General features: G+C 44.7%; 18 protein-coding genes and 2 tRNA genes. 9 read left to right on the top strand and 11 right to left on the bottom strand.

What is annotated here, in order from left to right:
* Positions 1–389: 389 nt before the first annotated feature.
* From DBK98_RS12555 to DBK98_RS12525, 7 genes are all read left to right on the top strand, one after another.
* Positions 390–3161, top strand: coding sequence for an outer membrane beta-barrel protein (locus DBK98_RS12555; protein ID WP_032536263.1), 2772 nt, complete (start codon positions 390–392; stop codon positions 3159–3161).
* A gap of 217 nt (positions 3162–3378) precedes the next feature.
* Entirely contained in the window at positions 3379–4779 is a 1401-nt protein-coding gene (locus DBK98_RS12550; RefSeq protein WP_032536264.1) for a leucine-rich repeat domain-containing protein, read from the top strand.
* Positions 4780–4836: 57 nt separating this feature from the next.
* On the top strand, positions 4837–5331 hold the full coding sequence (locus DBK98_RS12545; protein WP_005776588.1) for a calycin-like domain-containing protein: 495 nt from the start codon (positions 4837–4839) through the stop codon (positions 5329–5331).
* A 162-nt stretch (positions 5332–5493) separates the two neighbouring features.
* Positions 5494–6129 carry a DUF4903 domain-containing protein gene (locus DBK98_RS12540; RefSeq protein WP_005808896.1) on the top strand — a complete coding sequence of 212 codons (636 nt, stop codon included), beginning with the start codon at positions 5494–5496 and terminating at the stop codon, positions 6127–6129.
* Between the two features lie 28 nt (positions 6130–6157).
* Positions 6158–8512 (top strand): TonB-dependent receptor, encoded by a 2355-nt coding sequence (locus DBK98_RS12535; protein ID WP_032536265.1) that lies wholly within the window; start codon positions 6158–6160, stop codon positions 8510–8512.
* Positions 8513–8517: 5 nt separating this feature from the next.
* On the top strand, positions 8518–9222 hold the full coding sequence (locus tag DBK98_RS12530; protein WP_005808902.1) for an HmuY family protein: 705 nt from the start codon (positions 8518–8520) through the stop codon (positions 9220–9222).
* A 27-nt stretch (positions 9223–9249) separates the two neighbouring features.
* Positions 9250–10137, top strand: a complete 888-nt coding sequence (locus DBK98_RS12525) for a hypothetical protein (RefSeq protein WP_122200320.1) — start codon at positions 9250–9252, stop codon at positions 10135–10137.
* On the opposite strand, the gene DBK98_RS12520 is transcribed toward DBK98_RS12525, so the two are convergent.
* From DBK98_RS12520 to DBK98_RS12510, 3 genes are all read right to left on the bottom strand, one after another.
* Positions 10138–11496: an MATE family efflux transporter gene (locus tag DBK98_RS12520; protein ID WP_005776582.1), complete on the bottom strand. Its 1359-nt coding sequence runs from the start codon at positions 11494–11496 to the stop codon at positions 10138–10140.
* A gap of 58 nt (positions 11497–11554) precedes the next feature.
* Positions 11555–11626 (bottom strand) — tRNA-Glu (locus DBK98_RS12515).
* Between the two features lie 78 nt (positions 11627–11704).
* Positions 11705–11791, bottom strand: a tRNA-Ser gene (locus DBK98_RS12510).
* 277 nt (positions 11792–12068) lie between these two features.
* Here DBK98_RS12510 and DBK98_RS12505 point away from each other — a divergent pair.
* On the top strand, positions 12069–12650 hold the full coding sequence (locus DBK98_RS12505) for a Crp/Fnr family transcriptional regulator (protein ID WP_032530433.1): 582 nt from the start codon (positions 12069–12071) through the stop codon (positions 12648–12650).
* A 175-nt stretch (positions 12651–12825) separates the two neighbouring features.
* Here the strand turns inward: DBK98_RS12505 and DBK98_RS12500 are convergent, their stop codons facing one another.
* From DBK98_RS12500 to DBK98_RS12475, 6 genes are all read right to left on the bottom strand, one after another.
* Positions 12826–13587, bottom strand: a complete 762-nt coding sequence (locus DBK98_RS12500) for a creatininase family protein (RefSeq protein ID WP_005776580.1) — start codon at positions 13585–13587, stop codon at positions 12826–12828.
* Positions 13588–13757: 170 nt separating this feature from the next.
* Complete coding sequence (locus DBK98_RS12495; RefSeq protein WP_022012841.1) at positions 13758–16049, bottom strand: TonB-dependent receptor; 2292 nt, start codon at positions 16047–16049, stop codon at positions 13758–13760.
* Between the two features lie 68 nt (positions 16050–16117).
* Entirely contained in the window at positions 16118–16456 is a 339-nt protein-coding gene (locus DBK98_RS12490; RefSeq protein ID WP_005776578.1) for a hypothetical protein, read from the bottom strand.
* A gap of 44 nt (positions 16457–16500) precedes the next feature.
* Positions 16501–16968, bottom strand: coding sequence for a GAF domain-containing protein (locus tag DBK98_RS12485; RefSeq protein ID WP_005776577.1), 468 nt, complete (start codon positions 16966–16968; stop codon positions 16501–16503).
* Positions 16969–16974: 6 nt separating this feature from the next.
* Positions 16975–18714 carry a bifunctional UDP-sugar hydrolase/5'-nucleotidase gene (locus DBK98_RS12480; protein WP_005808913.1) on the bottom strand — a complete coding sequence of 580 codons (1740 nt, stop codon included), beginning with the start codon at positions 18712–18714 and terminating at the stop codon, positions 16975–16977.
* Positions 18715–18810: 96 nt separating this feature from the next.
* Positions 18811–20724 carry a HAMP domain-containing sensor histidine kinase gene (locus tag DBK98_RS12475; RefSeq protein WP_032536348.1) on the bottom strand — a complete coding sequence of 638 codons (1914 nt, stop codon included), beginning with the start codon at positions 20722–20724 and terminating at the stop codon, positions 18811–18813.
* Positions 20725–20839: 115 nt separating this feature from the next.
* Between DBK98_RS12475 and DBK98_RS12470 the strand changes: the two genes are divergently transcribed.
* Entirely contained in the window at positions 20840–22963 is a 2124-nt protein-coding gene (locus DBK98_RS12470; protein WP_032536267.1) for a Tex family protein, read from the top strand.
* A 145-nt stretch (positions 22964–23108) separates the two neighbouring features.
* Here the strand turns inward: DBK98_RS12470 and DBK98_RS12465 are convergent, their stop codons facing one another.
* Both DBK98_RS12465 and DBK98_RS12460 read right to left on the bottom strand, forming a co-directional pair.
* The gene (locus tag DBK98_RS12465; RefSeq protein WP_032536349.1) at positions 23109–24116 is read right to left on the bottom strand and encodes a DUF5106 domain-containing protein; all 1008 of its coding nucleotides are present in this window, start codon (positions 24114–24116) and stop codon (positions 23109–23111) included.
* A gap of 118 nt (positions 24117–24234) precedes the next feature.
* A complete protein-coding gene (locus DBK98_RS12460; RefSeq protein ID WP_005808921.1) occupies positions 24235–24603 on the bottom strand; it encodes a hypothetical protein in 369 nt (122 codons plus the stop codon).
* Positions 24604–24606: the final 3 nt, after the last annotated feature.

The raw sequence follows: 24606 nt of genomic DNA, 5'->3' as shown, positions 1-24606 counted from the left end.
AGGGAATCGCCTAATTAAAAGAGGGAAACAGGAGTAAGAAGACCGAAAGCTCTAAAAAGGACATATCAAACGTTAACAGAAAACGACAATTCGCTAAATAACGTTACAAAATGGAGATTTATATCCGAATAATTTGCAGATATAATCCAAATCCGTACATTTGCAATGTGTTTTTCATAGTATTAGATTTAAGGTTAACAAAGATTGGTTGCTCGTGAGAGTAGCCTTTTTTTATATCCGATAATCTGCACTCCCACCCTTTATATATAATTCCGGTTACATGCATTGAGAACTATGACTCATAAATCTGATTATTATACCTAATAAAAGGTATTGAACGCAAACCTGAAACTCGCTAATTTTGCAACCATTCATACTAAACATACGAAATGGACGTGCGTAAAACCTGTATCTTATTGCTTTTAATTTCCGGAATGGCTATTGAGCTATATGCCCAACAGTCCCAAAGAGTCAGCGGACAAATATGGAGCATGGCAGCAGACGCAAAAGAAAAAGAGTCCTTACCTTACGCCAGCGTTCTCGTCATCAACGAAAAAGATTCTACGCTTGTTAAAGGCACGACAAGCAACGCAAATGGGAAGTTTAGCCTCCGGTATCCTGCGTACAAAGATAAACGCTATTTATTGAAAGTTTCTTATACAGGAATGCAACCAGTATTCCATAAGTTAACAGAAAATGTTCCTGACATTCATCTGGAAAACATTGTACTGAAAGAGGGTATCGAACTGGATGAAGTAACAGTTACCGCACAAGTACGTGAAATAGAGCAGATAGGCGATACTACCATAATCAATGCGTCTGCTTATAAAACACCGGAAGGTAGTTATCTGGAAGATCTCGTAAAACGTATTCCCGGGTTGGAATACAACAGCAAAGATAAAACTCTGGTCTATAATGGTCTGCCCATTACTGAAATCAACGTTAACGGTGAAGCCTTTTTTTCCGGAAATAACAGTCTGGCATTGGAAAATTTACCGGTAGAACTGATCAATAAAATAAAGGTATACGATAAAAAAAGTGATCTGGAAAAAATGACAGGAGTCAGTAGCGGAAAAGAAAATTATGTCTTAGACCTGCAAACCAAAAAAGAATTCAACAGCACTTTGCTGGCATCGGGTAAAGCCGGACTGGGCAACTATAATAAGAAGGACCTCGAATTATTAGGTAACTACTTTAAAAAAGGCGGTGAGAACCTTTCACTGATCGTCCGTTCGGGTAACCGTAACATGACAACCAGTTACAAGGACAATATACAGGATAACATAGCACTTAACTTTGTGAAAAGATTCGGCAGAAATTTGACCATTAATGGTAATACGACTTATAATCATAACAATAACGGTAATAAATCGGCCGGATACTATGAACAATACCTGAGTACGGGAAATAAATACCAATATTCTGCCGGTGAAAGTACAAACCGAAACCATACCATAAACTCTATGCTTGCCCTGCGTTGGCAAATAAACGAAAAGACCTTTGTGAGCTTCTCCGGCAATCTGAACTCAGGCAGAGGGAACAACACCAATAACAACCGGCAAGCCGCATTCGACGAGAATCCCAATCTCGAAACATCAGACCCTTTCGGCAATATCGGTAATATCCCCGATGATATGCGGCTCAACGATATAACAATGAATTCATTATCTACAGACAAGCGCCTCCAATATACTTTCAATGCCAACATCACGCGCCAAATAAACCGAAAAGGAAGCAGTCTCAGCCTGATGGCACAATATAGTGACAGCAAAGGTAAAAATGAAAGTTTCACTATTTCGTCAACCACCTATTACCGATTGGAAAATAGCTTAGGGAATGACTCGGTTCTCTATCGGAATCAATATCAGCGAAGCCCTAACGGAAACCGGAATCAGAATATCGGACTGATATTCACTCACCCTTTTACAAAAAAAGTTCAAATGCAGCTCTCTTACAATTTGAACTATAGCAAACAGCAGAGCGACCGTAACACTTATAACCTATCCGGTCTGACGGATGAAACAACAGATCCTCCCGGCTATCTGCCTCCGCAGTATGAAACCGGATATACCGACAGCCTTAGTAACCGAAGCCACAGTCACACACTCGGACACGAAGTCTCTTTCCATATAAACTACTCCACCCGGGTATGGAACATTGTTACCGGACTATCGATTCAGCCTGAGCAACGCAGTCTGGATCAGAAGACAGGGCTGAGACAAGCTGATACTACCATGTATTCAGTCGGATTCCGACCGACATTCACCATTCTGTGGAAAAAAGGGAAAAGTCTGATACGCTTGAACTATCGGGGAGATACCCGACAACCTTCCCTAACCGACTTGCTTTCACTGACCGACAATAGCGACCCGCTAAATATCACACGCGGCAATCCTGACCTGAAGCCCTCATATAACCAATCTGTCCGTTTGGAAGCACAAAACATCCGAAAAGGTATATTCGCTACATTGAACTGGCAAAACGAGGTAAACAGCCAGACCCGTACCATTACTTATAACCGGCAAACGGGAGGGCGAGAGAGTTATCCGGTAAACATAAATGGTAACTGGAACATCCATGGAACACTACGTTACCAGAAACGCATCCGTAGTTTTAATATTTCGGCCGTCGGAGGAGGATCTTTTATCCAAAATGTCGGTCTCATCAATGAAGGGGAAAGTGAACAACCGGACCACAGTACTACCCATAACACCGGACTGAACGCAAATTTACGACTGGGATACTTCCCTAAATGGGGAAGTATCGACCTGAATGGGAACTGGCGCTTTCAACACTCTTCCAATTCATTGCGGCAGACAGATACGTACACCCGTAACTATTCTCTGGGATTCAATGCCTATGCCGATTTACCCGGCAACATACAATTAAAAACCGACGCGACCTATACTTTTCGTAATGGTACAAATATCCGGAAGGGAGAAGACGACCAGATAGTATGGAATACAGGTATCACCTGGCGCTTCCTGAAAAAAAAGCAGGCCGAATTATCAGTCTATTGGGCAGACATGCTGAATCAAAAGAAAAACTACAGCCGAAATACAACATCGAGTGGTTTTTCCGAACACCACACCCAACAAATAGGAAGTTATTTTATAATCTCGATGAAATACCGCTTTAACCGTCCTCTACACAAGCAGTAATAGCACAATTCTTTTTAACATAAATATCTTCCATAAAAAGTCATCTCATAAAATACAAACTACAACAACCAATAAAATATATTTATATTAAAAAGTTTACTATTAAACTTCAACAGCAGAATACCCATAAATGGGTATTGTACATATTTTAAACCGCATATAACTTTGTAACCGGATTAAAACAAATATTAATTATCAAAAAACCCATCATTAAACAATGAATAAAATTCAAACGTATATTAGCACGTTTATAGCAGTTTCCGGTATATGTTTCACTTCATGTACTAACGATAACAACATTGATTGGAATGGAGTGGAAGTGACAAATACTGAACTAAGAACTATCTTGCAACAAAAAGGATATACCTTTAATGCAGAAGGCAAACTGGTACAGGATGATAAAGTAAAAAGTACAACTTCGCTTGATCTATCGGGCACCAAAATTGCTAATCTATCGGGACTGGAAGTATTGCCTAACCTTGCTGAAGTTAATCTATCGAACAATGAGTATGGCCCCGTTTTCGACTTCTCCGCATTGCCCAAAAACATTACTGCGATTGATTTATCAGGTAATAAAATATATGATTTTAAAGGTTTGGTAGATGTGAAAATGGTAAATGATGAAATGAGCACTACTGTCTTACATCCACTCACCAAATTTTATTTACCGGAAACGGCCAAATACAATATAGAGGATCTGGTTCCATTCCATGCCGCCAGTGCAGCCACCGACATGCAGATGCAAAATGCAAACGGAACCCTGCAAGCCTATACCACCTTGCGTGATATTCCCGATGAATACTTCCGCACTTATCTGAAATCGAAGTTTGCAAGCCTGTTTACAAAAGATGGAAACCAGATTGACATTAGTAAGCCAATGGGCCTGACCGAACAAGGCAGCGGCATTAACATAGATGCCTGGTATGCGGATAATGAAAATATACATTCAATTGAAGGATTAGAATATTTTATCAATAATCCTTTCTACAAACCATTCTATGTGCAAGTTGAGTGCATGAATCATTGTTCGGTTGCTCATCTTATGCCTCGTGACAACCTTAAAGCCCTTTTCATTCTGAATGCAGAGACCCCTGAGGGCATTGATCTTTCACAATCTGCCAAGTTGGCAAGTTTCGGTTCAAGCAACAACAAATATTTGACAGAACTGGATCTATCAAAAACACTTGTCACCAATCAGGAAGCAACCGACTTTGATAAAACAGTCTCTAATGTACTACATGTATTCGATTGTGAGAATTTAAAAGAAATCAAATTTCCGGAACAGAGCAAAGGGCTTGTCTCTCAATTAGAACTGGCCAGCCTGCCTTCATTGAAAAAAATGGATTTAAGCTTTCTCCGCGGTTTTCAGGCTGTCATATTATTGCAACTCGAGAATTGTACCATCACTTATCCCAATTTCCAGTATGTCTATAGTGCAGCGTACGAAACACTAAAGCCACTGGCTGACGCACAGAAAGCCACAATCCTTATTTCAGAAAATGAATTCAAGCAAGAGGCATGTAAAACATTCCTTAGTACTTACAAAAAAAATCTAAATGACTCCGGATACAGAGACTACAGTGATTATGGTGCTTTCCGTTGGACAAAGAAGATTTAACAGCTAACAAGCATATATATATGTGTTATTTTTTATTTTAATTTTAAAACCAATCTTATGTTGAAAAAAGTTTTTATCTGGGGAATAGCTTTATTCGGAATGACAGCTATTTCAAGTAATGTTTCTGCAAGTGCAGCAAGTGACGTATATTCAGTAGCAACTGTTGCCGAAAGTCTGGAAGGTAACTATCAGGGTAACCTGATCCGAGTTTACATGAATGGAGAAAAAAATCCGGTTTATGGAAAGGTTGCCAATGTAACCGATAATGGAGACGGAACGGTCAATATTCATATTGATTCATTCAAAATAGGTTCGATGCCGGGATCGATTACGGTCGACGCGATGGACATCACTGTCCCTGCATCCGGAGGAAACTTCAGCCAGACCTGTGAAAGTGCCGTAAAACTCAAGATCGGTATACTCCCCCTATCCTATGATGCTTTAGTGGAAGGAGAAATTACCGGAAACTACCTGAAGTTTACAGTTACCGTAAATACTCAATATTCAGGTTCACTATTCGAAGCAATTGTTACATTTGAAGGAACAAAGTGAATTTTAGTGGAGCATAAAGTTTTTTATAATATTCTCCACAAAATGAACTAATGTACCATAGGTTGTTTTCTTGTCACAACAACAAGAAAACAACCTTTCATTCATATAAAAAAACAATAACCGAATATTCATTATATAAACCATAAAAAACTATTTTTCAAGATGAAAACAATAAAATTATCCTATATCATTCTTTGCAGTATCTGTTTATTTTTGGCATCCTGTTCATCCGACGAAGAAATAACCAAAGGAGGAGCTTCGGAAGAGCTCGTAAAGAAAGCAAAAGATTTTCTGACCGGAGAAATCGTATTGAATACCCATGCCACCCTGAATGGTGTCAATAAAACATTGCTTGAAAAAGGATGCCCCACCAAATTTAAGTTTGACTGGAGCAATACAGATACAAATACTTTCAGTGTGTCTCTTCTTAATTTCACCGTAGGCAAAATGGGGATGATCATCAACTTTAAATGTGACGTACAAACCATGCAACTCAACACATGGGAAAAAGACGAATATCCGGGTGCAGGCTGGATCAAATTCTATGGTGAGGACGGCTCTACTTGGGGGGAAGAAAAAGACGGCACTCCGGCCAATGCTAAAGGAAGTAGTGTAAAAGGCTATTATAATACCGACACTCACCAGATTAATTTTATTGTGGACTACAACATGATGAACGTTCGCTCGGAGTGTTTCCTGCAAACAATAGACAAGACGCGCATCAACAACTATGAAAAGGAGTTCGCACAATTTGAAAAAGACTTGGAAGAGTATAAGAAGAAACATGGGTTATCATAAACTGTGAATCACACACCCTTTTAGAAAAATGAAAAAAAGAGAATTTGTAACGATCACATGCCTGCTTCTGTTTATATGTACCGCCTCTATGGCCCAAACAAAAGTGCAACTCACAATACTGGAAGCAAAGACCGAGCAACCGATAATAGCGGCAAATATAGCATTTGCAGAAAATGATAATCCGGAAAAGACGTTGTATGCCATCACTGACCTGAATGGCAATGCCATCTTGAAGCTCCCTCGTCCCGGTACATACCATTACCACATCACTTCCGTAGGCTACATACCCCTGAAAGGAAAAATAACACAAGCAACCCGAAACCTGACCCTTCACATGACGGAAGATGTAATGGGACTGAACGAAGTAGTGATAACGGGTTCACGCACGGCACGTCCCATCAAACTTTCTCCGGTGACCACGCAGGTGTTGGGAGGAAAAGCACTGGTAGACGCCGGATATGGAAACTTGCAGCAGGCTCTGCAGCAGGAAACACCAGGATTGAACATACAGAAAGTAGGCTTTGGCAATGAAATAAGCATGCAGGGACTTGATGCACGCCATGTGTTATTCCTGATGGATGGAGAACGACTGACCGGAGACATGGCCGGAAACCTGGATTACGAACGTTTCAATCTGCATGCCATAGACCGCATCGAGATTGTGAAAGGTGCCAGTAGTACTCTGTATGGTTCGCGTGCGGCAGGAGCCGTTATCAATCTGATAACTAAAAAGACGAACAAACCTCTTAGTATCGATGCCGGAGTGCGTTACGGGCAAATGAACGAACGTAATTATAAAAATCTATCAAAGAGTGACTTCCTCTACATGTTCGAAAAGAATGCTGACCGCCCAAATCTGCAAAGTTGGGTCTCCGCAGGTTTTAAGCAGGGAGCATTTACCTCGCAAACAGATGTATGGTACAGCGAAAGTGATGCTTTCTATCTTTATCAGGCGGAAAATGACAAGAAGATATATACACAGGAAGCCAATCCCTTCCTACCTCACGATATCATTGTAACCAGTGCTACAGCGCGTCCGCCTATGGGAATCGAAGGAACCGAGCACATTTCAGCTTCACAAAAGGTTTATTACGATCCGAACAAAGATTTATCGGTTTTGCTCTATGGCAGCGCATTCTTCATGAATACATACGACCTGATACAAGATCTGACTTTTAGTCAGGCACGTGACTGGACGGGAGGAATCAAAGCCACTTACCATGTGAAGGACTGGTTTTCTGTAACCGGAAGTTTACATAGCGATTTTTATGACCGCTTTAAACGACACGAACGCCGGAATGAACGGCAGAAGGTATATGAAAGCCGAATCTTGCAACCACGACTGACCATCACCAGCAATTACTTTAAAGCCCACCATCTGATCTTTGGAGTGGAACATATTTCGGATGACCTGACAAGCGACCGTTTTGTGAATCGCAAAATGACTACACGGTCACTGAAAGAAACGGAATATTTTCTGCAGGACGAATGGGAAGTGTCTAAACAATGGATGATTTCCGCCGGGTTGCGTACTAACTTTTCCCATGCTTTCGGATTCATGGGAATGCCCAAAATCGCAGCCAAGTTTTCACCCAACGACCAATGGAGTTTCCGTGCCAACTATTCAATGGGTTACCGTTCACCCAGTATCAAAGAGCTTTTCTTCAACTGGGACCATCTGGGCATGTTTCAGATAAAAGGCAACGAATACCTGCAACCGGAGAAAAACAACTACATGTCAGTTGGAGCCGAATACACCAACGACCGGCTATTCTTGTCCGGTACGGTTTACGGAAACTACTTTAAAGATAAAATAGAAGGAGTCTGGAGAATCTATGACATGCAATACAATTTTGAATACACTAATCTCAGCAAACAGCGCTTACTGGGCCTGGAGGCACTGGGACGTTGGCGCATGTTTGACTTCCTGACACTGAATGCCACCTACAGTTTTGTCAATGTGAGCAAACTTAAAGGTGTACAGGTTAACACCACCTCTCCTCACGCAGCTACAGCCAGTTTGGACTATAAGCACAATCGCAAAAACTATCGGTTGGGTGCCATATTCAGCGCATCATTTATGGGTAACAAGAAATTCGATGTGCAGGATCGTGTATGGATTGAGGAGGAGAATACCAGCAAGGATGCCTACTTCCGTTGCAATCTTCCGGCATATGTGCTGTGTAATCTGGCCGTTTCACAAACCTTCTACAACAAAGTAAAAGTGACACTGGGTGTCGACAACCTTTTAAACTATAAGCCCAAAACATTGGGTTCGGGAGTGACCATGTTCAATGTGCCCGCCACCCCCGGTGCCCGCGGACACGTACAGATTGAGTTTATGATAGACGACGTAATAAATGCATTAAAGAAAAAGAAATGAGAGAAATGAATGTTTTTAAAGCTTTATGCTTGTCATTCTGCTGCATTATAACAACTTCGTGTGTAAAATATGATGCCGAACCGTTTACCGGTAAGACACTGCCCCGCACATGCGGTTATTCCACCGGTGTTACGAACGATTGGATTTATTTCAACTTACGTACCGGAGAGCGGTTTAATACCCTTTCACCTAATCAGGATATTACTGAAGGAGAACAGAAAGAGCGCACAGATTGGGATCTCGCATTCTGCGGATATCGCCTGCGCACCAACAGTGGTACCAGTGGCATCGGTCAGGGTGCTGCCGCTGACCTGGGATATGGAAGCTATGACAAATGGAAAACTGTTTCGCAACTACCCGCTGATTTGAAATGGACGGTAGACAATGATACTGAAGTATACGTCACAATGTCGCAAAATGACTGGAACAAATATCTGATAGAGCATGGGCTGGATTTTAATGAGAATCCGTGGTTCGACCCCAATACCGGTCCGGCTAAAACATTGACCAGCGCCAATCCGATATTGGCTGAAGCCATGAGTTTCGCCGGCCCCCCTCCGGTTTACACGCCCTCTTATCACACCTACGTGATACGTACCGCCGATGGTAAACGATATTTCAAGATACAAATCATCAGTTGGTATAATGCCGATTCGGAGATAGGCGACAGTGGCGGACAAATCAGTTACTATTGTGATGAATTAAATTAAGTATAACCCAAAATGAGACAAACAACAATGAAAAATCAAACCAGATATTGGTGGAAAACAATTGCTTCTTTTCTTTTAGTTCTATTTACCATGCCTTTGGGACATGCCCTAATGATTATGATGGAGCATCTGATCATTCCTACTGCACTCCATTATACGGCATTTGCCATGGGAGGAGTAGGATTGCTTATGGTTATCATCGGTGTCTTCGCACGAAACGACACGAAACAAACGCTTTGGGGACTGTTCGGTGGCCTGCTTTTTTGGACAGGCTGGGTAGAGTTTTTATTTATGTACTATGCCAACCGATATGGAGTACAGCCCGAAATGCTAAATGGAGAAGTAGTAACACGACCAGAATATCTGATTATGCCGACCTCATTCGGATTCTGGGCTATGTTCATGGTGCTCTATCTATTTAGTGTAAAGACAGGCTGTAACTTTATCAATTGGTGTCAGACGGCATTGTTCCGAAGTAAGAAAAGTGAAATCGTGGCACGCCCCATGACCCGTCATACATCTATCGTTACCTTCATGGAACTTAACATGATGTTATGGAGTTGCTACCTATTACTGATGTTCTGTTACGACAGTAACTTCCTTGGGGACCATCATCCGGTGACTATGTTGATAGGTATGGGTTGCCTGGTCGGTTCAGTGTTCATGTTTCGCCGACAGTTACGACTTGCCTCTTGGGGAGCAAACATCCGCATGGCAATAGCCACGGTAATCGTATTCTGGACACCGGTGGAAATATTGGGACGAATGGATTTCTTCAGCGAAATATGGGTTGATCCGTTAGGGCATCCAACAGAGATGATCACGATTCTGGCTGTTTTTGTCATATTGGCTATCTATTTATGGTATATAGCCTCTAAGAAAAAACAAAAAGCGGCACATCAACCCTCTCGGTAATCAACGCATCGCCAATTTATTCATAATCTTCGGGAACTGAACAGCGAAGATGGCTGTGCAACAAATAGCTGCCGTAGCATCCGATATGCCTTCGGCAGCATAAACTCCTACCACGCCCATCAGATGCGGAAGTATCAGAGCCAACGGAACCAACAAAATCACCTTACGGAGCAATGCTATGAAAATGGAAACTTTTGCCTGCCCCAGTGCGACAAACATATTCTGGCATGCCCGCTGCAATCCGAAAATCGTCATTCCTGCCAGAAATACAGGCATCACCCGCACTACGGTTTCTATCAGTTTTTCATCGGACGTAAAGGCTGAAGCGATGACAGACGGAAACAGGATCATCAGCAGAATCAAAATAAAATTGAACAAGAACATAAAGGTCATCACTATCTTAAAGCATTCTTTAACCCTCTCCCGGTTTCCATGCCCGTAATTATAACTCACAATAGGTACAAATCCCAATGCAAATCCGGAAAGCGGAACGCTGACAAAAAGCATGGCACTCTGCATGATCGTCAATGCGCTCACGTAGATATCACCAAATGTTTTCAGAGACCCATTCAAGACAAAGCCAACCAGACTTTCGGTACTCGCCATAATAAACGGTGAAGCGCCCAATGCCAGTATAGCACCCACTACTTTCCTATCCAATTTCATATATCGGGATTCAAGTCGCAAAGAAGCACGGCCGGATGTCAGAAAAACCAATACCCAAGCAGCACTGCAAGCTTGCGAAATGATAGTAGCAAGCGCCGCCCCTTTCACTCCCCATCCAAAAACAAAAATAAACAGAGGATCGAGTAGGATATTGAGTAGCGCTCCGATAACAATCGACAACATAGCGATACCGGGACGGCCCTGAGTATTAATAAAGGTATTCAGCCCTACAGAAACCTCTACAAACAGAGTACCGATCAAGTAGATCGAAAGATAATCCGTAGCATATCCGAGAGTCTGATTGGACGCACCTGTAAACAAAAGTACCGGCTCCATAAAAAGATAAGATAAGGCAGATGTCAGGAGCGTAAAAAGTAATAATAGCACAAAACCGTTCCCCAATATTTTTCCTGCATGTGAGCGATTGCCCTGCCCTAAAGCTATGGCTGCAAGGGGTGCACCTCCCCCCGCCACAATAGCAGAGAAGGCGGAAATCAAAATAATCAGAGAACCTGCCACACCGATACCAGCAAGCGCCTGTGTACCAATTCCGGGAATGTGTCCGATATAGACTCGGTCTACAATATTGTAGAGTAGATTTACAATTTGTGCAATTACTGCAGGAAGTGCCATCCTGAATACAAGCGGCAACATACGGTCAGTACCAAGCCTCTCTTCATATTTATCATTCATAACCCAAAAGCAATAAAAAAGCCCTTTACGTTATCGTAAAAGGCTGATTATTAATTCGTAGTGGGTACGAGAATCGAACTCGTATTACATGCGTGAGAGGCATGTGTCCTAACCGTTAGACGAACCCACCGACTGAAAATTAGATTCAAAAAAGAGCCAAGCAATAAACTCGGCTCTTCCCTTGTCATCTTAAAGTTGAGATTTGGTGCGGAAGCTGGGGGATTCGAACCCCCGGTACGGTTACCCGTACGTCAGTTTAGCAAACTGGTGGTTTCAGCCACTCACCCAAACTTCCTTTTTAACCGCATTTCCTCTCAAATGCGATGCAAAGATAGAGGGAACTTTTGAACTACGCAAATCTTTCTACAACATTTTTTTCACGGATTTTATGCGAAATAAGTTAACCAGCTAAGTTTCAAATGTTAAAGGAGAGAACTTTTTTTTCATACTCTCGCTCTCCAGGGCAGTCATTGGAGTAGAAGGAATCTTTTTACTTTGAAAAATTGATTTATATCAACTGATTTTCGTATTTTTGTCTCCGCAATCTATAATAACTTATCAATATATACATGATGGAAAACCTGAAAGAGACAGTGGATGCTGTTGTAAACTCCAGATATCCGGAGATGAACAAAGAGGGACGGGAACTACTGGCACAGGTCTTGATACGTAAAGAACTGGAAAAGGGTGAAATGTTGTTGAACGAAGGACAAATAAGCCGTCACATGGTTTTCGTCGGAAAAGGAATGTTACGGCAATTCTATTATAAGAACGGGAAAGATGTCACCGAACACTTCTCATACGAAGGATGTATTCTGATGTGCATCGAAAGTTTATTGAAACAAGAACCCACCCACTTGATGGCCGAAGCGTTGGAACCGGCAGTGATATACATGCTTCCCTACGACATCCTGCAAAAGTTACTGGAACAGTCCAAAGAGATCAATGCTTTCTATCGCAGAGTGCTGGAATATTCACTCATTGTATCACAAATAAAAGCTGATTCATGGCGTTTTGAAACGGCACGTGAACGTTATAACCTGCTTTTACATCACCATCCGGAGATTATCAAGCGGGCACCGTTATCACACATCGCTTCCTACTTGCTGATGACCCCGGAAACACTCAGTCGTGTACGTTCGGGAGTACTGTAAAAAATATTTTTTGATTTATATCAAAACGTAATCCAATTACATGCTGTATTTTTGCAGCAGTTAATAAATAGGTTGTTTTTTATAGGAATAAAGATTAGTTTTTAGGTAACAATTAAAAAAACAGGCAGTGTCGGAAATCCGCCACTGCCTGTTTTTTATAAGTATACCTTCCCCATCATTCATAAAGGTCGTGTTTCACCATCTCTTCGAAAAGTCTGGCGAGCTTCTCCACGATCGGTTTCACATAGCGTTCACCTTTTTCAGCAGTAGCTTTTCTGGGATCTCCCACTCCACTGTCTGCTGTCGCTTTATCCCAATGGCGGGGCACCCAGGCTACTTTCTCATTCAACGAAGCGATGGCAAACGGTTTCGACTTTCCGTCACCGGCTTCAGCCAGATTCACCAATTCCGGATGATAATGCATCATCACAGCAGTTTCCGACTCTCCGGCATGATCGTCAACCTCCGCTTCAAAATACCCTTTGGGAGAAACCACTTCAAACCAGTTTGCGGCAGCAATCAGAAAATCGGGATATTCAAAGGCAAGATCACGAATCATCCCCTTAAAATTGTTTCCTCCGTGTCCACACAGGATGACCAGTTTCCGGAATCCCTGCACATAAAGAGAAGATACGATATCTTCCAGAATAGCCTGTTGAGTAGCATAACGGGTATGAATACAAAACGGCAATTCACGTTGTCCCGGATTATGCGCTCCAAAAGGTACGGGCGGCATCACCATACAACGCACTCCCGAACGTGCAAGTGCCATTTCGGCTGCCTCTACGGCAATATCGTGAGGAAGAATACAATCGGTAAGATACGGTAAATGCAGATTATGGGGTTCCGTAGCTCCCCACGGTAAGATGATAACGTCATATTTCAGCCCTTTCACCTTTCCAAGGCAGGATACTGAAAGATCTACTTCTTTATTCATGGTCTTCTTTTTTTTAATTCAAATGTAACATCGCAAAGATATGAATAAAAACATTCCGACGAATACCTGATAAGTAAAAACGAGTTCACCATAAAATAGACAGAGCCCCACAGAGTTTTTCCTATTTCTTCTCGATAAAACTCTGTGAGGCTCTGTGGTGAACCCTGGATTTAATTCATTATCTTTATTCCCACAAAATAAGTCCGCGGCTGAGTCGGTCCGTAAAAGTAACCTGCATCCCGGAACTCTCCTTTATCCAAGTCCTTTTGGAAACTATTGAATATATTTTGTATTCCACCGTTCACCTGCATCTTGATATGATCTTTCAGCACAAAAGTATAGTTCAGTTTCAGATTAAGGTCCACAAACTGCGGGGTGTGCTCCATACGCGACTTCTCGATGTATCCCGCCATATGCGGCACAATCATCTTACCGGTATAAGTACCGGAAAGTGAAAAGTCAAAGCTCTTCAACGGTGCCGACGTGAAAGTGAAATAACCGTAATAATCCGGTGTACGAGGCATCCGTTTCGTTGTCTGTTCCTCTTCCCCTTCACTGGTCCATATCTCTGCCCGGTTGTATCTGCTGCGTTGCACTGTAAATCCCAATTGCAACTGTGCCTCACGCCCGTGAGCTACCTTCGCATCCAGATTGACACCATATACTTTCGCCCCGCTACCATTCCGGCGCTCCTTTATCTTATCTCCATTCTCGTCCAGACCGATATCCTCGAGCACAAATACATGATGCAGATCAGTATAAAAACCTTCCAGAAGAATATTAGACTGCCAGTGTCCCATTGGGAACGACCAATCCACCGAACCACTAAAGCTGTTGGAACGTTCTTCACGTAACCCCTCAGCCAGTCGGATCTGCACCCCTTCACCTCCCACAGCTGTCACATGCAGGTCTTCATCGTAAGCCTGCGGGGCCCGGAAGCCGGTAGAGTATGTCAGACGTGCCTGCAAATTATCGCTCGGCTTATATAGAAAATTCACACGCGGGCTAAAGATCGGATGATCGATCAGGTTATGCTTGTCCAGACGTGCTCCCACGAGCATGGTCCAGCGGTTCAAGCGCCATTCGTTCTGTACAAATCCTCCGGCAATACGGACATCCTGCTGCATGTCACGATGATACCCGGTCATCACATCGTGCAGAGAGTTATTCTGATACTCTACACCACCTGTAAATGTAGCAGGGGCAAAAAGACAACGGTCCATATTTCCCACATACATACCTCCCACTACCCAAGTCAGATCGTTTGTTTTACCATACGCATTCATATCCTGTTGAGCACCGTAATAGCTGTTGCGATCCGTATGCTGGATAGATCCATATACAGACATCTTATGCTTCTCTCCCCAATAACGGTCATAACTTAATCCTCCGCTATTGATAATATGTTTTGTTTGTTCGGTAATATCCGATTCGTGAGGTTGTAAATTGAATTTATTGCCACCCCGGCGAAATTCATTTGTTGTGTGATACTCCACATTGATGCGGCTGAAATAGTTGGGACGATAGTATGCACGCATCCCGAAAGTATTCATATTCAATTTGCCCAGTTCCGAAAAACCATCCCCGTCCGCATCATAAGGATTACGATTTCGGTATGTCTCATACAAAGCGATACCGTACGAATTATCTTTCGCAACCAGAGAAACGTTTCCTCCCATATATTGCTCCCACGACTTACCATTCATATTAGACATCGTGCTTGCCACCTGAAAAGAATTGTTTATCGGATCTTTTGTAATAATATTGATTGTACCTCCCACAGCATTGGCCCCAAACAGAGCCGATCCACCTCCGCGCACCACTTCCACACGTTCGATCATATTTACCGGAATCTGTTCCAGCCCATACACTCCCGACAATGCGCTGATGATAGGACGGCTATTAATCAGAATTTGCGAGTAAGGACCTTCCAATCCATTGATACGTACTTGCGGAAAACCGCAGTTCTGACAATTGTTCTCTACCCGCAGCCCTGATTGAAAATTAAGCGACTTCGCCAGGTCGGTAGAATTCACCGTTTCAAAAAGCTTGGCGCTCATCACGTTCACCACCACCGGCGCCGCCTTCCGGCTCACCTCATTCCGGTTGGCCGAGACAACCACTTCATCTGTCATAAAACTCTCTTCTTCCATCTGGAAATGAACCACCGATGTGGCCTCTGCACTGACCGTGATTGTTTTTTCCTGTGTTTTATACCCCATTACCTGTACACGGAGTGTATATTTCCCGGCAGCCAACTTACGAAACTCAAACTGCCCTTCTTCATTGGATACCGCACCACGGTTGGTCCCTAATATCATTATCGTTGCGAACGGAATGCTTTCTTCAGTGCCTTTCACAATAACGTGTCCGGCAATCATATTACCTTCTTTAATCGGATTGACTGCATACAAACTCATGCTTACACACGCAAGCACAAGCATAACTATATAATTTTTCATTGTTTGTTATTAGCTATGATATATAAAAGAGTAAAAGAAACGGAAAGGGGCTCTCCCCTAAATTTAGTTTAAGCCTGTTCGGCCGGAGGGGCACGCAAAGAAATTACCCGTAAATGTGTTTCTGTTGTCACCGGTATACTCTCAGGTATCTCTACCGTAAACAGCACCGGCCGTTCGGGTGTAAAATCATATTGCACATGGGCTTCCAGCGAATGGAATGTAGCAAAATGGGCAATAACAACAATATTAGATGTAGAATGTGAGTGAGTACCTTTATAGGGGTGAGAGTGCGCAATCATTACACCGTTTACGTAATGCACATGGGTAAACATCGTAATGCTCACCTGGTACGTCACGAACAGCGTCAACAACAGAAACGATAATAGAACTCTTTTGATGTATCCCACCTATTGCACTCTTATTTTTAAGTCGGCAAAGATAGTTATTATTTTCATAAGTATCTGCACATTTCTTCCAGATATTTCCGGTCGGTTTCATCAAAGAAATTCAGGAGATCACTGTCTATGTCCAACACTCCCCATACCCTACCTTCCTTTATCAGTGGAACCACAATTTCCGATCTGGAAAGCGAGCTGCAAGCAATATGTCCCGGGAAAGCTTCCACATCCGGAACCAACTGGGTTTTAGCTTCCTCCCAGGCCGTGCCGCAAACTCCTTTACCTTTTCGAATGCGCGTACAGGCCACCGGTCCCTGAAACGGTCCCAGTACCAGCCGGTCCTGCTTCACCAGATAAAAACCTACCCAGAAAAAATCGAAAGCTTCCTTCAAGACAGCAGCTACATTAGCCAAATTGGCAACCAGGTCCTCTTCCCCCTCTATCAGAGCCTTTACCTGAGGCAACAAAGAGAGATATTGTTCCTCTTTGCTGCCCGATATAAATGTAAGTTCTTCAGCCATATTCTATTATTTAGTTCCAAACAGATATTCATAATCCCTCTCTGCAGCGGGCTTCACCCACTCTTCGGGAATAAATTTCCACTGGTTCAACGCACGGGGATTCAGTGTGCCTTTCTTTTCGATATACTGCATCAGATAAAAACGGAGATCTTTATCCGTTGAGAATATGATACGCTCTTTCAGCTTTTCTTGTGGAATTCCCGATCCCTTTGTCAGTAGTTCTCCACCGCCGTTGCCACGGTAAGAGTTCAGTGCTACCTTATATATATGATCCATTCGGAACGGAGCACCGTCTGCCATGCTGACGATGGTCACTTTCTCTCCTTTCGGTTTAGTCACATCCACTGTATAAATGATTCCGGCAGCCGAATCGAAGTTAAAGCTGAAATTCTGGAACGAGGCCCGGTCTTCGGCACCCGCCGTACGTTTCTCCTTCAACCACAGCAAATGATCTTCCGGCGACTTCATCTGATTCGTCCACATATAATAGGATTCCTCCAGAAAATCTTTAATCTCTTTTCCCGATAGCTTCATTACATAAAGCATATTTTCATATTTATACAGGTTGAACATATCGCTCACGCGGATATCTCCTTTCTTTATCTCAGCATCAAACGATAGCGGAGCGGCAAACGAAATGTCTGCCCCCGAAATGTCGAGTTGCAGCGAATGGATAAAATCGATAAACGCCGACGAACCGAAATAGGCCGGACGAGTAGACAGATCTTCCGTAAACACACCGATTTTCTTCGAAACAAACTTCTCTACCGCACCATATTGCACTGCGAAATGTCTCATAAAGGCTTCACTTACACCATATTCTTTTGTATCCGTCAATACCCCGTCTATTTGTTTGCTCACCACTCTGCCGTCTTTCAGTTTCAGTGTCACATCAATGTCCGACACTACAATCCCGTTACTTGCCGGATCAATCACCAGCACGGAGTCACCCGCAACGTTCACTATCTTTTTGCACTCCTTGGCATGGTCATGCCCCATCAGTACCATATCGAATCCCGGCACATTCTTCGCCACATTCAACGATGCATTCTCGTTATACTTACCCGACATGACAAAAGCATCCTGACCTGCATGAAACAGCCCGATTACCAAATCCGGTTTTTCTTTCTCACGGATCACTTTCATCCACTTCCGTGCTGTCTCCTCCATATCGTCAAACCGTAGCCCCTGCCACAGATTCTCCGACAACCAGGCAGGAATAGCCGGTGTAATCATGCCCAGTACCACAATCTTCACCCCGTCACGTTCCAACACTTGATAGGGAGGAAGATGGGTCTTGCCCGTAGCCGTTTCGATAATATTAGCCCCCAGCACCGGAAATTTACACTCACCGATCCAACGATCGAATACAGGGCGACCCGTTTCTACATCATGATTTCCCATGTTTCCGGCATCGTATCCCATAAAGTTCATCATTTCGGCACACACATGTGGTGCTACTGTATCTATATAATTATAGTAGTAAGCCGAAGGCTGTCCTTGCAGAATATCTCCGTTATCCAGCAAAATAAGGTTCTCTTTATAAACTTCCCGATTCTTTTGCACCAACGCATACACGCGTGCAAGGCTTCCGCCCCACTCCTTCTGAGTGATAAAATTATAAGGAAAGTAATTACCATGCACATCGCTTGTCTGCACAATCTTCAGTTTCACCTCTCTCTCTTGTGCCGGCAATACACACACCAGGCAAAGCAAGAAAGCACAAATACAAATCAATCTTTTCATCATAATAATGGTTTAAATTTGATTCACCACAGAGTCTCACTGAAAGGATTTAAATAGAGAATAAACTCTGTGTGACCCCGTGATAGTCTCTTTTTCTTATAACGGATGCGAAACAACAAACCTCGCCCCTCTTTCATAGTCAGGATCAATCCAGATACTACCACCCCATTTATCCACTGTCAGCTTACAGATCGAAAGTCCTAATCCGGTCCCCTGAGCATATTCGTTCAGCTTCTCAAACCGTTCGAACACCTGCTTCTGTTTCTCTTTCGGAATGCCGCAGCCCGTATCCGCCACAGCAAACAATACCCGCTTCTTCTCCCTGTCTACTTCAAACTGCAATGTGATTGTACCGTTTTTGGTAAACTTCGCCGCATTCGTCAGCAAATTGATAAGCACCTGCTGCAAACGCTGAACATCTACCTGTAAAACAAAAGAGTCGATCTTGGTTTCAAAAACAAACCGGTTACCCGATTCCCGGCGCGACATCTCTACCGACGACAACGCCTGCCTGCATAGCTGAACCACGTCACAGTCTTCCGGAGTCAGCGTCACTTTATCTGCCTCCAACCTCGAAAGATCGAGTATATCATTAATCAGCCGTAACAACAAATCGGAGTTCGACTGGATAATTCTGAAATAATTCCGCTGATCCTCGTCCGAGCTTCCACCCGAAGCCAACACGTCCGAAAAGCCCACGATCGCATTCAATGGTGTCCGTATCTCATGGCTCATATTAGCAAGGAAAGCACTTTTCAACCGATTCGATTCTTCCGCCCGGTCTTTCGCTTCATACAAATCCGCCTGCGAACGTTCCAAATCATCCTTCAGCCGTTTCGTCCGCAGATAGAAATAGATAGAAATCAGCAGTCCCATAACCAGGACACACAGAACGCCTACTCCACCCCAGATCTGATACCGGTATTGCCGATAGAAAGAGGGTGATTCGTTTACCAGCTTCACCGCCATAGGCAATGCAGCCACGTTTATCTTCTGTTCCTTCACTTTTTTACTATCCAGTAGTGCTTCCGTGCCTACCACTTCCACCCGTAGTGTCGTATCTCCGGGATTTTCCAACAACCGGGCTGTTTCCGCCGCCAGCTCTTTACCAAATGTCCGGAAAGCAGGCACTACCCCTCCGACAGCCCAATAACCCAGTCCGATGGAAGTAGCTGTAAATGTCGGTATGTCCGGAATCGCTTCCATCATCGAATACGTGGCATTCCTCATAAAATAGCCTTCGTTCTTGTCCACCCTCCACGTGCCTATTAGTACAGCCGTATGTTTCGGCAGTTTCCGAAGTTCGTCCACAATGGTATAAATGGTGTGTTCGCGCCCGTCCAGCAGAATCAGGTTCAGTTCAGGAAACTGTTTCATCTCCCTCCGCACATGCGCCTGCAAAGTGACACCCCCATAAGTATTGTCCGATATAAAAGCGATATTCTTTGTATCCGGATAGATAGCCCGGATCATGCGGATGTTCGATGCAATGTCATATTCGTACATAAATCCGCCACGTACCTGCCGTTTCAGATTATCTTCATAAAAATCCGATGATTCCGGCATCCAGTGTGCCAAATCTTTTTCATCATCCGGAAGTAGTACCACATTCCGGCTGGTCAGTGCGCACAACACGGGCACTTCCCCTGTCACCGAATCGTTCAGTGACAAATAAGAGGCCCATGCCTCCTGTCCGAACAGAATAATCAACGCCGGCTCTTGATTCCCCCGGTATTTATCTAAAATGTCTCTCATCACCCCTTTCCAGCGAGGAAAATCAGAGAAGCTCTTACAGTTCATATTTTCAATGACCACTCCCCGTTTGCCCCCTAATCTCTCATATTCATCCATAAAATCGGAAACATTGGCTGAAGTAGGATACGCTCCCGGATTATACGAACAGATCATAAGGATAGGTTTCTCTCCGGTAGCGGCATATCCCGTCAGGGGACGGCAGAAACCCATAACTACCAGAAGCAAAAAAAGAATATATTTAAGCGACACCGGCATATTCATCTGTTTTAGAGTGTGTGTATCCGTTTTTTATGCCCGCAAAGATACTAAAAGTTGATGGTTATAGTAGATTATTGCGTACATTTGTCGCTCAATGTCCTAAAAATAGTTTATGGAAATCTTTCACAAAATGATTTCGGCAGCGCTCAACCTGCCGGAAAAGCAAATCAGCAATACCCTCAGGCTATTGGCCGAGGGAGCCACTATCCCTTTCATCAGCCGCTATCGTAAAGAAATCACGGGCGGCCTGGACGAAGTGCAGATAGAAGCTATCAAAACGCAGTACGATAAACTCTCCGACCTCGCCAAGCGTAAAGAGACCATTTTCGGCACCATCAGTGAACAGGGCAAACTGACACCCGAATTGCAGCAACGCATCGATGCGACCTGGGATGCCACTGCCCTTGAAGATATCTACCTGCCCTACAAGCCTAAACGCAAGACTCGTGCGGAAGCCGCCCGTCAGAAAGGGCTCGAGCCCCTCGCCCTGTTGATAATGATGCAGCGGGAGAACAACCTCAACGCCCGGGTTTCCGCCTTCGTGAAAGGCGATGTCAAAGATGCCGATGATGCCCTGAAAGGCGCCCGGGACATCATTGCCGAGCAAGTCAGCGAAGACGAACGTGCCCGCAATGCCGTGCGTAACCTCTTTGCCCGTCAAGCTGTTATCACTGCCAAAGTAGTAAAAGGAAAAGATGAAGAAGCTGCCAAATACCGCGACTATTTCGACTTCTCTTCTCCCCTGAAACGCTGCACTTCACACCGCCTGCTCGCCATCCGCCGTGCCGAGGCCGAAGGTTTGCTGAAGGTCAGTATCACCCCTGACGACGATGAATGCCTCGAACGACTCTATCGCCAGTTCGTACGCAGCACCAACGAATGCGGACGCCATGTATCCGAAGCCGTGCAGGATGCCTACCGCCGCCTGCTGAAGCCTTCCATTGAAACTGAGTTTGCCGCCCTCAGTAAAGAGAGAGCCGACGATGAAGCCATCCGTGTTTTCGCCGAAAACCTGCGCCAACTGCTCCTTGCTCCGCCTCTGGGGCAAAAACGTGTCATGGGCATCGACCCCGGATTCCGTACCGGCTGCAAGGTAGTCTGTCTCGACGCGCAAGGTAATCTGGTACACAACGAAAATATCTACCCGCATCCCCCGGTAAACAAAAAAGCCGAAGCCGCATCCAAACTCCGGAAAATGATAGAAGCCTACAAGATAGAAGCCATCGCCATCGGCAATGGGACTGCCAGCCGCGAGACAGAAACCTTTGTCACTCACCAGCAGTTCGACCGTCCCGTACAGGTATTTGTCGTCAGTGAGCAGGGTGCTTCCATCTACTCCGCTTCCAAGATAGCCCGCGACGAGTTCCCCGATTATGATGTCACCGTCCGCGGCGCCGTATCCATTGCCCGCCGCCTGATGGACCCGTTGGCGGAACTGGTAAAAATCGACCCCAAATCCATTGGTGTAGGTCAGTACCAACATGATGTAGACCAGACGAAGCTGAAAAAATCGCTCGACCAGACGGTTGAGAACTGTGTCAACCAAGTAGGCGTCAACCTCAATACTGCCAGTAGTCATCTGCTCACCTACATCTCCGGGCTGGGTCCGCAACTGGCACAGAACATCGTCTCCTACCGTGCCGCCAACGGCGCCTTCTCTTCTCGCAAAGAGTTGATGAAAGTGCCCCGCATGGGAGCCAAAGCTTTTGAACAGTGCACAGGGTTCCTTCGCATCGCCGGAGGTGAGAACCCACTGGACAACACCGCCGTACACCCCGAGAGTTATGGCATCGTCAATCAAATGGCGAAGGATCTTTCGTGTACCGTACCCCAATTAATTGCCGACAAAGCCCTGCGCAATCGTATCGAAGTAGAAAAGTATATCACCCCCACTGTAGGGCTCCCCACTCTGAAAGATATTCTCCAAGAGCTTGATAAACCGGGACGTGACCCGCGCGACACGATACAGGTTTTTGAATTCGACCGGAACGTTCGCACCATCAATGACCTCCGCGAAGGCATGGTGCTTCCCGGTATCGTCAGCAATATCACCAATTTCGGTGCTTTCGTGGACATAGGCATCAAGGAAAACGGACTTGTCCATCTCTCCCAGCTTGCCAACCGATTCATCACCGATCCCACCGAAGTGGTCTCCATCCATCAGCACGTCACGGTGAAAGTACTGAGCATTGACTTCGAACGGAAACGGATACAGTTGACGATGAATGTCGAATAATGGCTTCAAACAAAGATTTCACCGCAGAGGTGAATAAAACCCCGGTACCTCCTTCAATTAGCCCCTAACAAGAATAAACGACAACCACTGTTGTACATGCTCTTATAGAAAGAGGTAACCGGGGTCAGACAGATCTTCAATGTCTTTATTTCTTCTTTGCGTCCCGTGTCGCCAGATAACCGATTAACTGGTCCATCGATGCGTCCTTCAGGATCACCCGCTTCCGGCGGTCCAGCAAATAGAGGCTCGGCGTGGCATGAATGTCATACAGCTGCCGGCTGCGGATATCCCCCGCCTTATTCCAGCCTACAATCCATCCCCGCGGCATGTGTGCCGACTTCACCAGCCATTCTTCTTCGTTCTCATCCGGATAGACAGCCAACACGCGCAGCGTCCCTTGTTCCACCATCTCTACAAAAGCGGGCATCTCCTCAAATACCTTCTCAAATTTCCGGCAGTTTGAGCAGTCCGGATCATAGAAAAACAGCAACGTATACTCTGCCTTCAATCCGCTCATCCGCCCGCTCTCACCCTTCGGGGTGACGTACGCAAAATCTGCTGCCTTCATCCCCGGCCGGTTCTTGCGCACCTGTTTCAAGCGATCCGCGGGGCGTATCTTCTCCCACTCCGTCAGCCGCCCGGATGCCACCATTTGTTCCAACACAGCGATGTAATAATCCTCGTTGCGCATCGGCGAGTTCGGTTCGTAAAGATACTTCTCACCCAGCAGGCAGAAACGCTTGTACGCCGTACTGTCTGCCTCCATCCTCACCATCATGGTATACAACGCCTTCAAATTTGCCTCCGGCTCGGCATACTTCAGCGCGTCGATGAAGTCGGCATACAGTTGCTCCGTATCCATGCCGTTCACCCACGCCGTATCATCCACCAAGTAGTCATCCCAATAATGTTTCACGTAATATGCCGCCCGATCCGCCGGCTCAGTCATCACCTGTGGTATCTCCGGCCGTGTGTAATGCACTACATGTACTGAATCTTTCGCCGCAGATCCAACTACCGGTTCTATTCTCACCTCTTTCCATTCATCCGTCCCCGAACAAACTTTTACCAGCAGCAGACCCAGACAAACCACCACCAGGGCCATCAACACTACCGTCGATACAAATGCCACCAACTTCTTCTTTATATTCATTTTGTTCATGCTTATTATTTCGCCACAGAGTCTCACAAAGACATATAGTACTTAATTCCATATATTAAGAAACTTTGTGTTACTATATATCTATCGTGGTAAATCCGTTTATTGTCCCTCATCTTCTCCATCTTCCCCTCACCACCCACACCGCAGGCAACACATACACCTTTCCTTCATCATCCTTCAATCGTACCGCAGGACGATATTCTCCCGGTTTGAGTTCCGGAATAGCCGCAATCACCTTCTTATCCGAATATGTATACACAAGTTTGATCTCGATTACCTCCACCGGTTTCCTCTGTGCCACCAGACACAATTTAAAATCCTCCAGCGCATAATGTCTCAAATTACGTCCCCAAACCACCAACGGTGCCATTGGTGTGATCGTCCCGTCTTTCTTTCCGCTCAGCGGATCATAAATACCCGTAATCTCCGGAATATCCACACCTCTCCGTACCTCTTCAATCTTCCTTATTTCTATCATACC

Source organism: Bacteroides sp. PHL 2737, from assembly GCF_004115325.2.
Lineage (GTDB): Bacteria > Bacteroidota > Bacteroidia > Bacteroidales > Bacteroidaceae > Bacteroides > Bacteroides hominis.
This window is presented reverse-complemented; position numbering and strand designations above follow the sequence as displayed.

Bases quoted from the DNA above. Each gene is read 5' to 3' on its own strand.
- DBK98_RS12485 (WP_005776577.1), bottom strand. From the start codon at position 16,968: ATGGCTGAAGAACTTACATTTATATCGGGCAGCAAAGAGGAACAATAT.
- DBK98_RS12540 (WP_005808896.1), top strand. From the start codon at position 5,494: ATGAAAACAATAAAATTATCCTATATCATTCTTTGCAGTATCTGTTTA.
- DBK98_RS12470 (WP_032536267.1), top strand. From the start codon at position 20,840: ATGGAAATCTTTCACAAAATGATTTCGGCAGCGCTCAACCTGCCGGAA.
- DBK98_RS12460 (WP_005808921.1), bottom strand. From the start codon at position 24,603: ATGATAGAAATAAGGAAGATTGAAGAGGTACGGAGAGGTGTGGATATT.
- DBK98_RS12495 (WP_022012841.1), bottom strand. From the start codon at position 16,049: ATGAAAAATTATATAGTTATGCTTGTGCTTGCGTGTGTAAGCATGAGT.
- DBK98_RS12480 (WP_005808913.1), bottom strand. From the start codon at position 18,714: ATGAAAAGATTGATTTGTATTTGTGCTTTCTTGCTTTGCCTGGTGTGT.
- DBK98_RS12520 (WP_005776582.1), bottom strand. From the start codon at position 11,496: ATGAATGATAAATATGAAGAGAGGCTTGGTACTGACCGTATGTTGCCG.
- DBK98_RS12465 (WP_032536349.1), bottom strand. From the start codon at position 24,116: ATGAATATAAAGAAGAAGTTGGTGGCATTTGTATCGACGGTAGTGTTG.
- DBK98_RS12545 (WP_005776588.1), top strand. From the start codon at position 4,837: ATGTTGAAAAAAGTTTTTATCTGGGGAATAGCTTTATTCGGAATGACA.
- DBK98_RS12505 (WP_032530433.1), top strand. From the start codon at position 12,069: ATGGAAAACCTGAAAGAGACAGTGGATGCTGTTGTAAACTCCAGATAT.
- DBK98_RS12555 (WP_032536263.1), top strand. From the start codon at position 390: ATGGACGTGCGTAAAACCTGTATCTTATTGCTTTTAATTTCCGGAATG.
- DBK98_RS12550 (WP_032536264.1), top strand. From the start codon at position 3,379: ATGAATAAAATTCAAACGTATATTAGCACGTTTATAGCAGTTTCCGGT.
- DBK98_RS12535 (WP_032536265.1), top strand. From the start codon at position 6,158: ATGAAAAAAAGAGAATTTGTAACGATCACATGCCTGCTTCTGTTTATA.
- DBK98_RS12500 (WP_005776580.1), bottom strand. From the start codon at position 13,587: ATGAATAAAGAAGTAGATCTTTCAGTATCCTGCCTTGGAAAGGTGAAA.
- DBK98_RS12530 (WP_005808902.1), top strand. From the start codon at position 8,518: ATGAATGTTTTTAAAGCTTTATGCTTGTCATTCTGCTGCATTATAACA.
- DBK98_RS12475 (WP_032536348.1), bottom strand. From the start codon at position 20,724: ATGCCGGTGTCGCTTAAATATATTCTTTTTTTGCTTCTGGTAGTTATG.
- DBK98_RS12525 (WP_122200320.1), top strand. From the start codon at position 9,250: ATGAAAAATCAAACCAGATATTGGTGGAAAACAATTGCTTCTTTTCTT.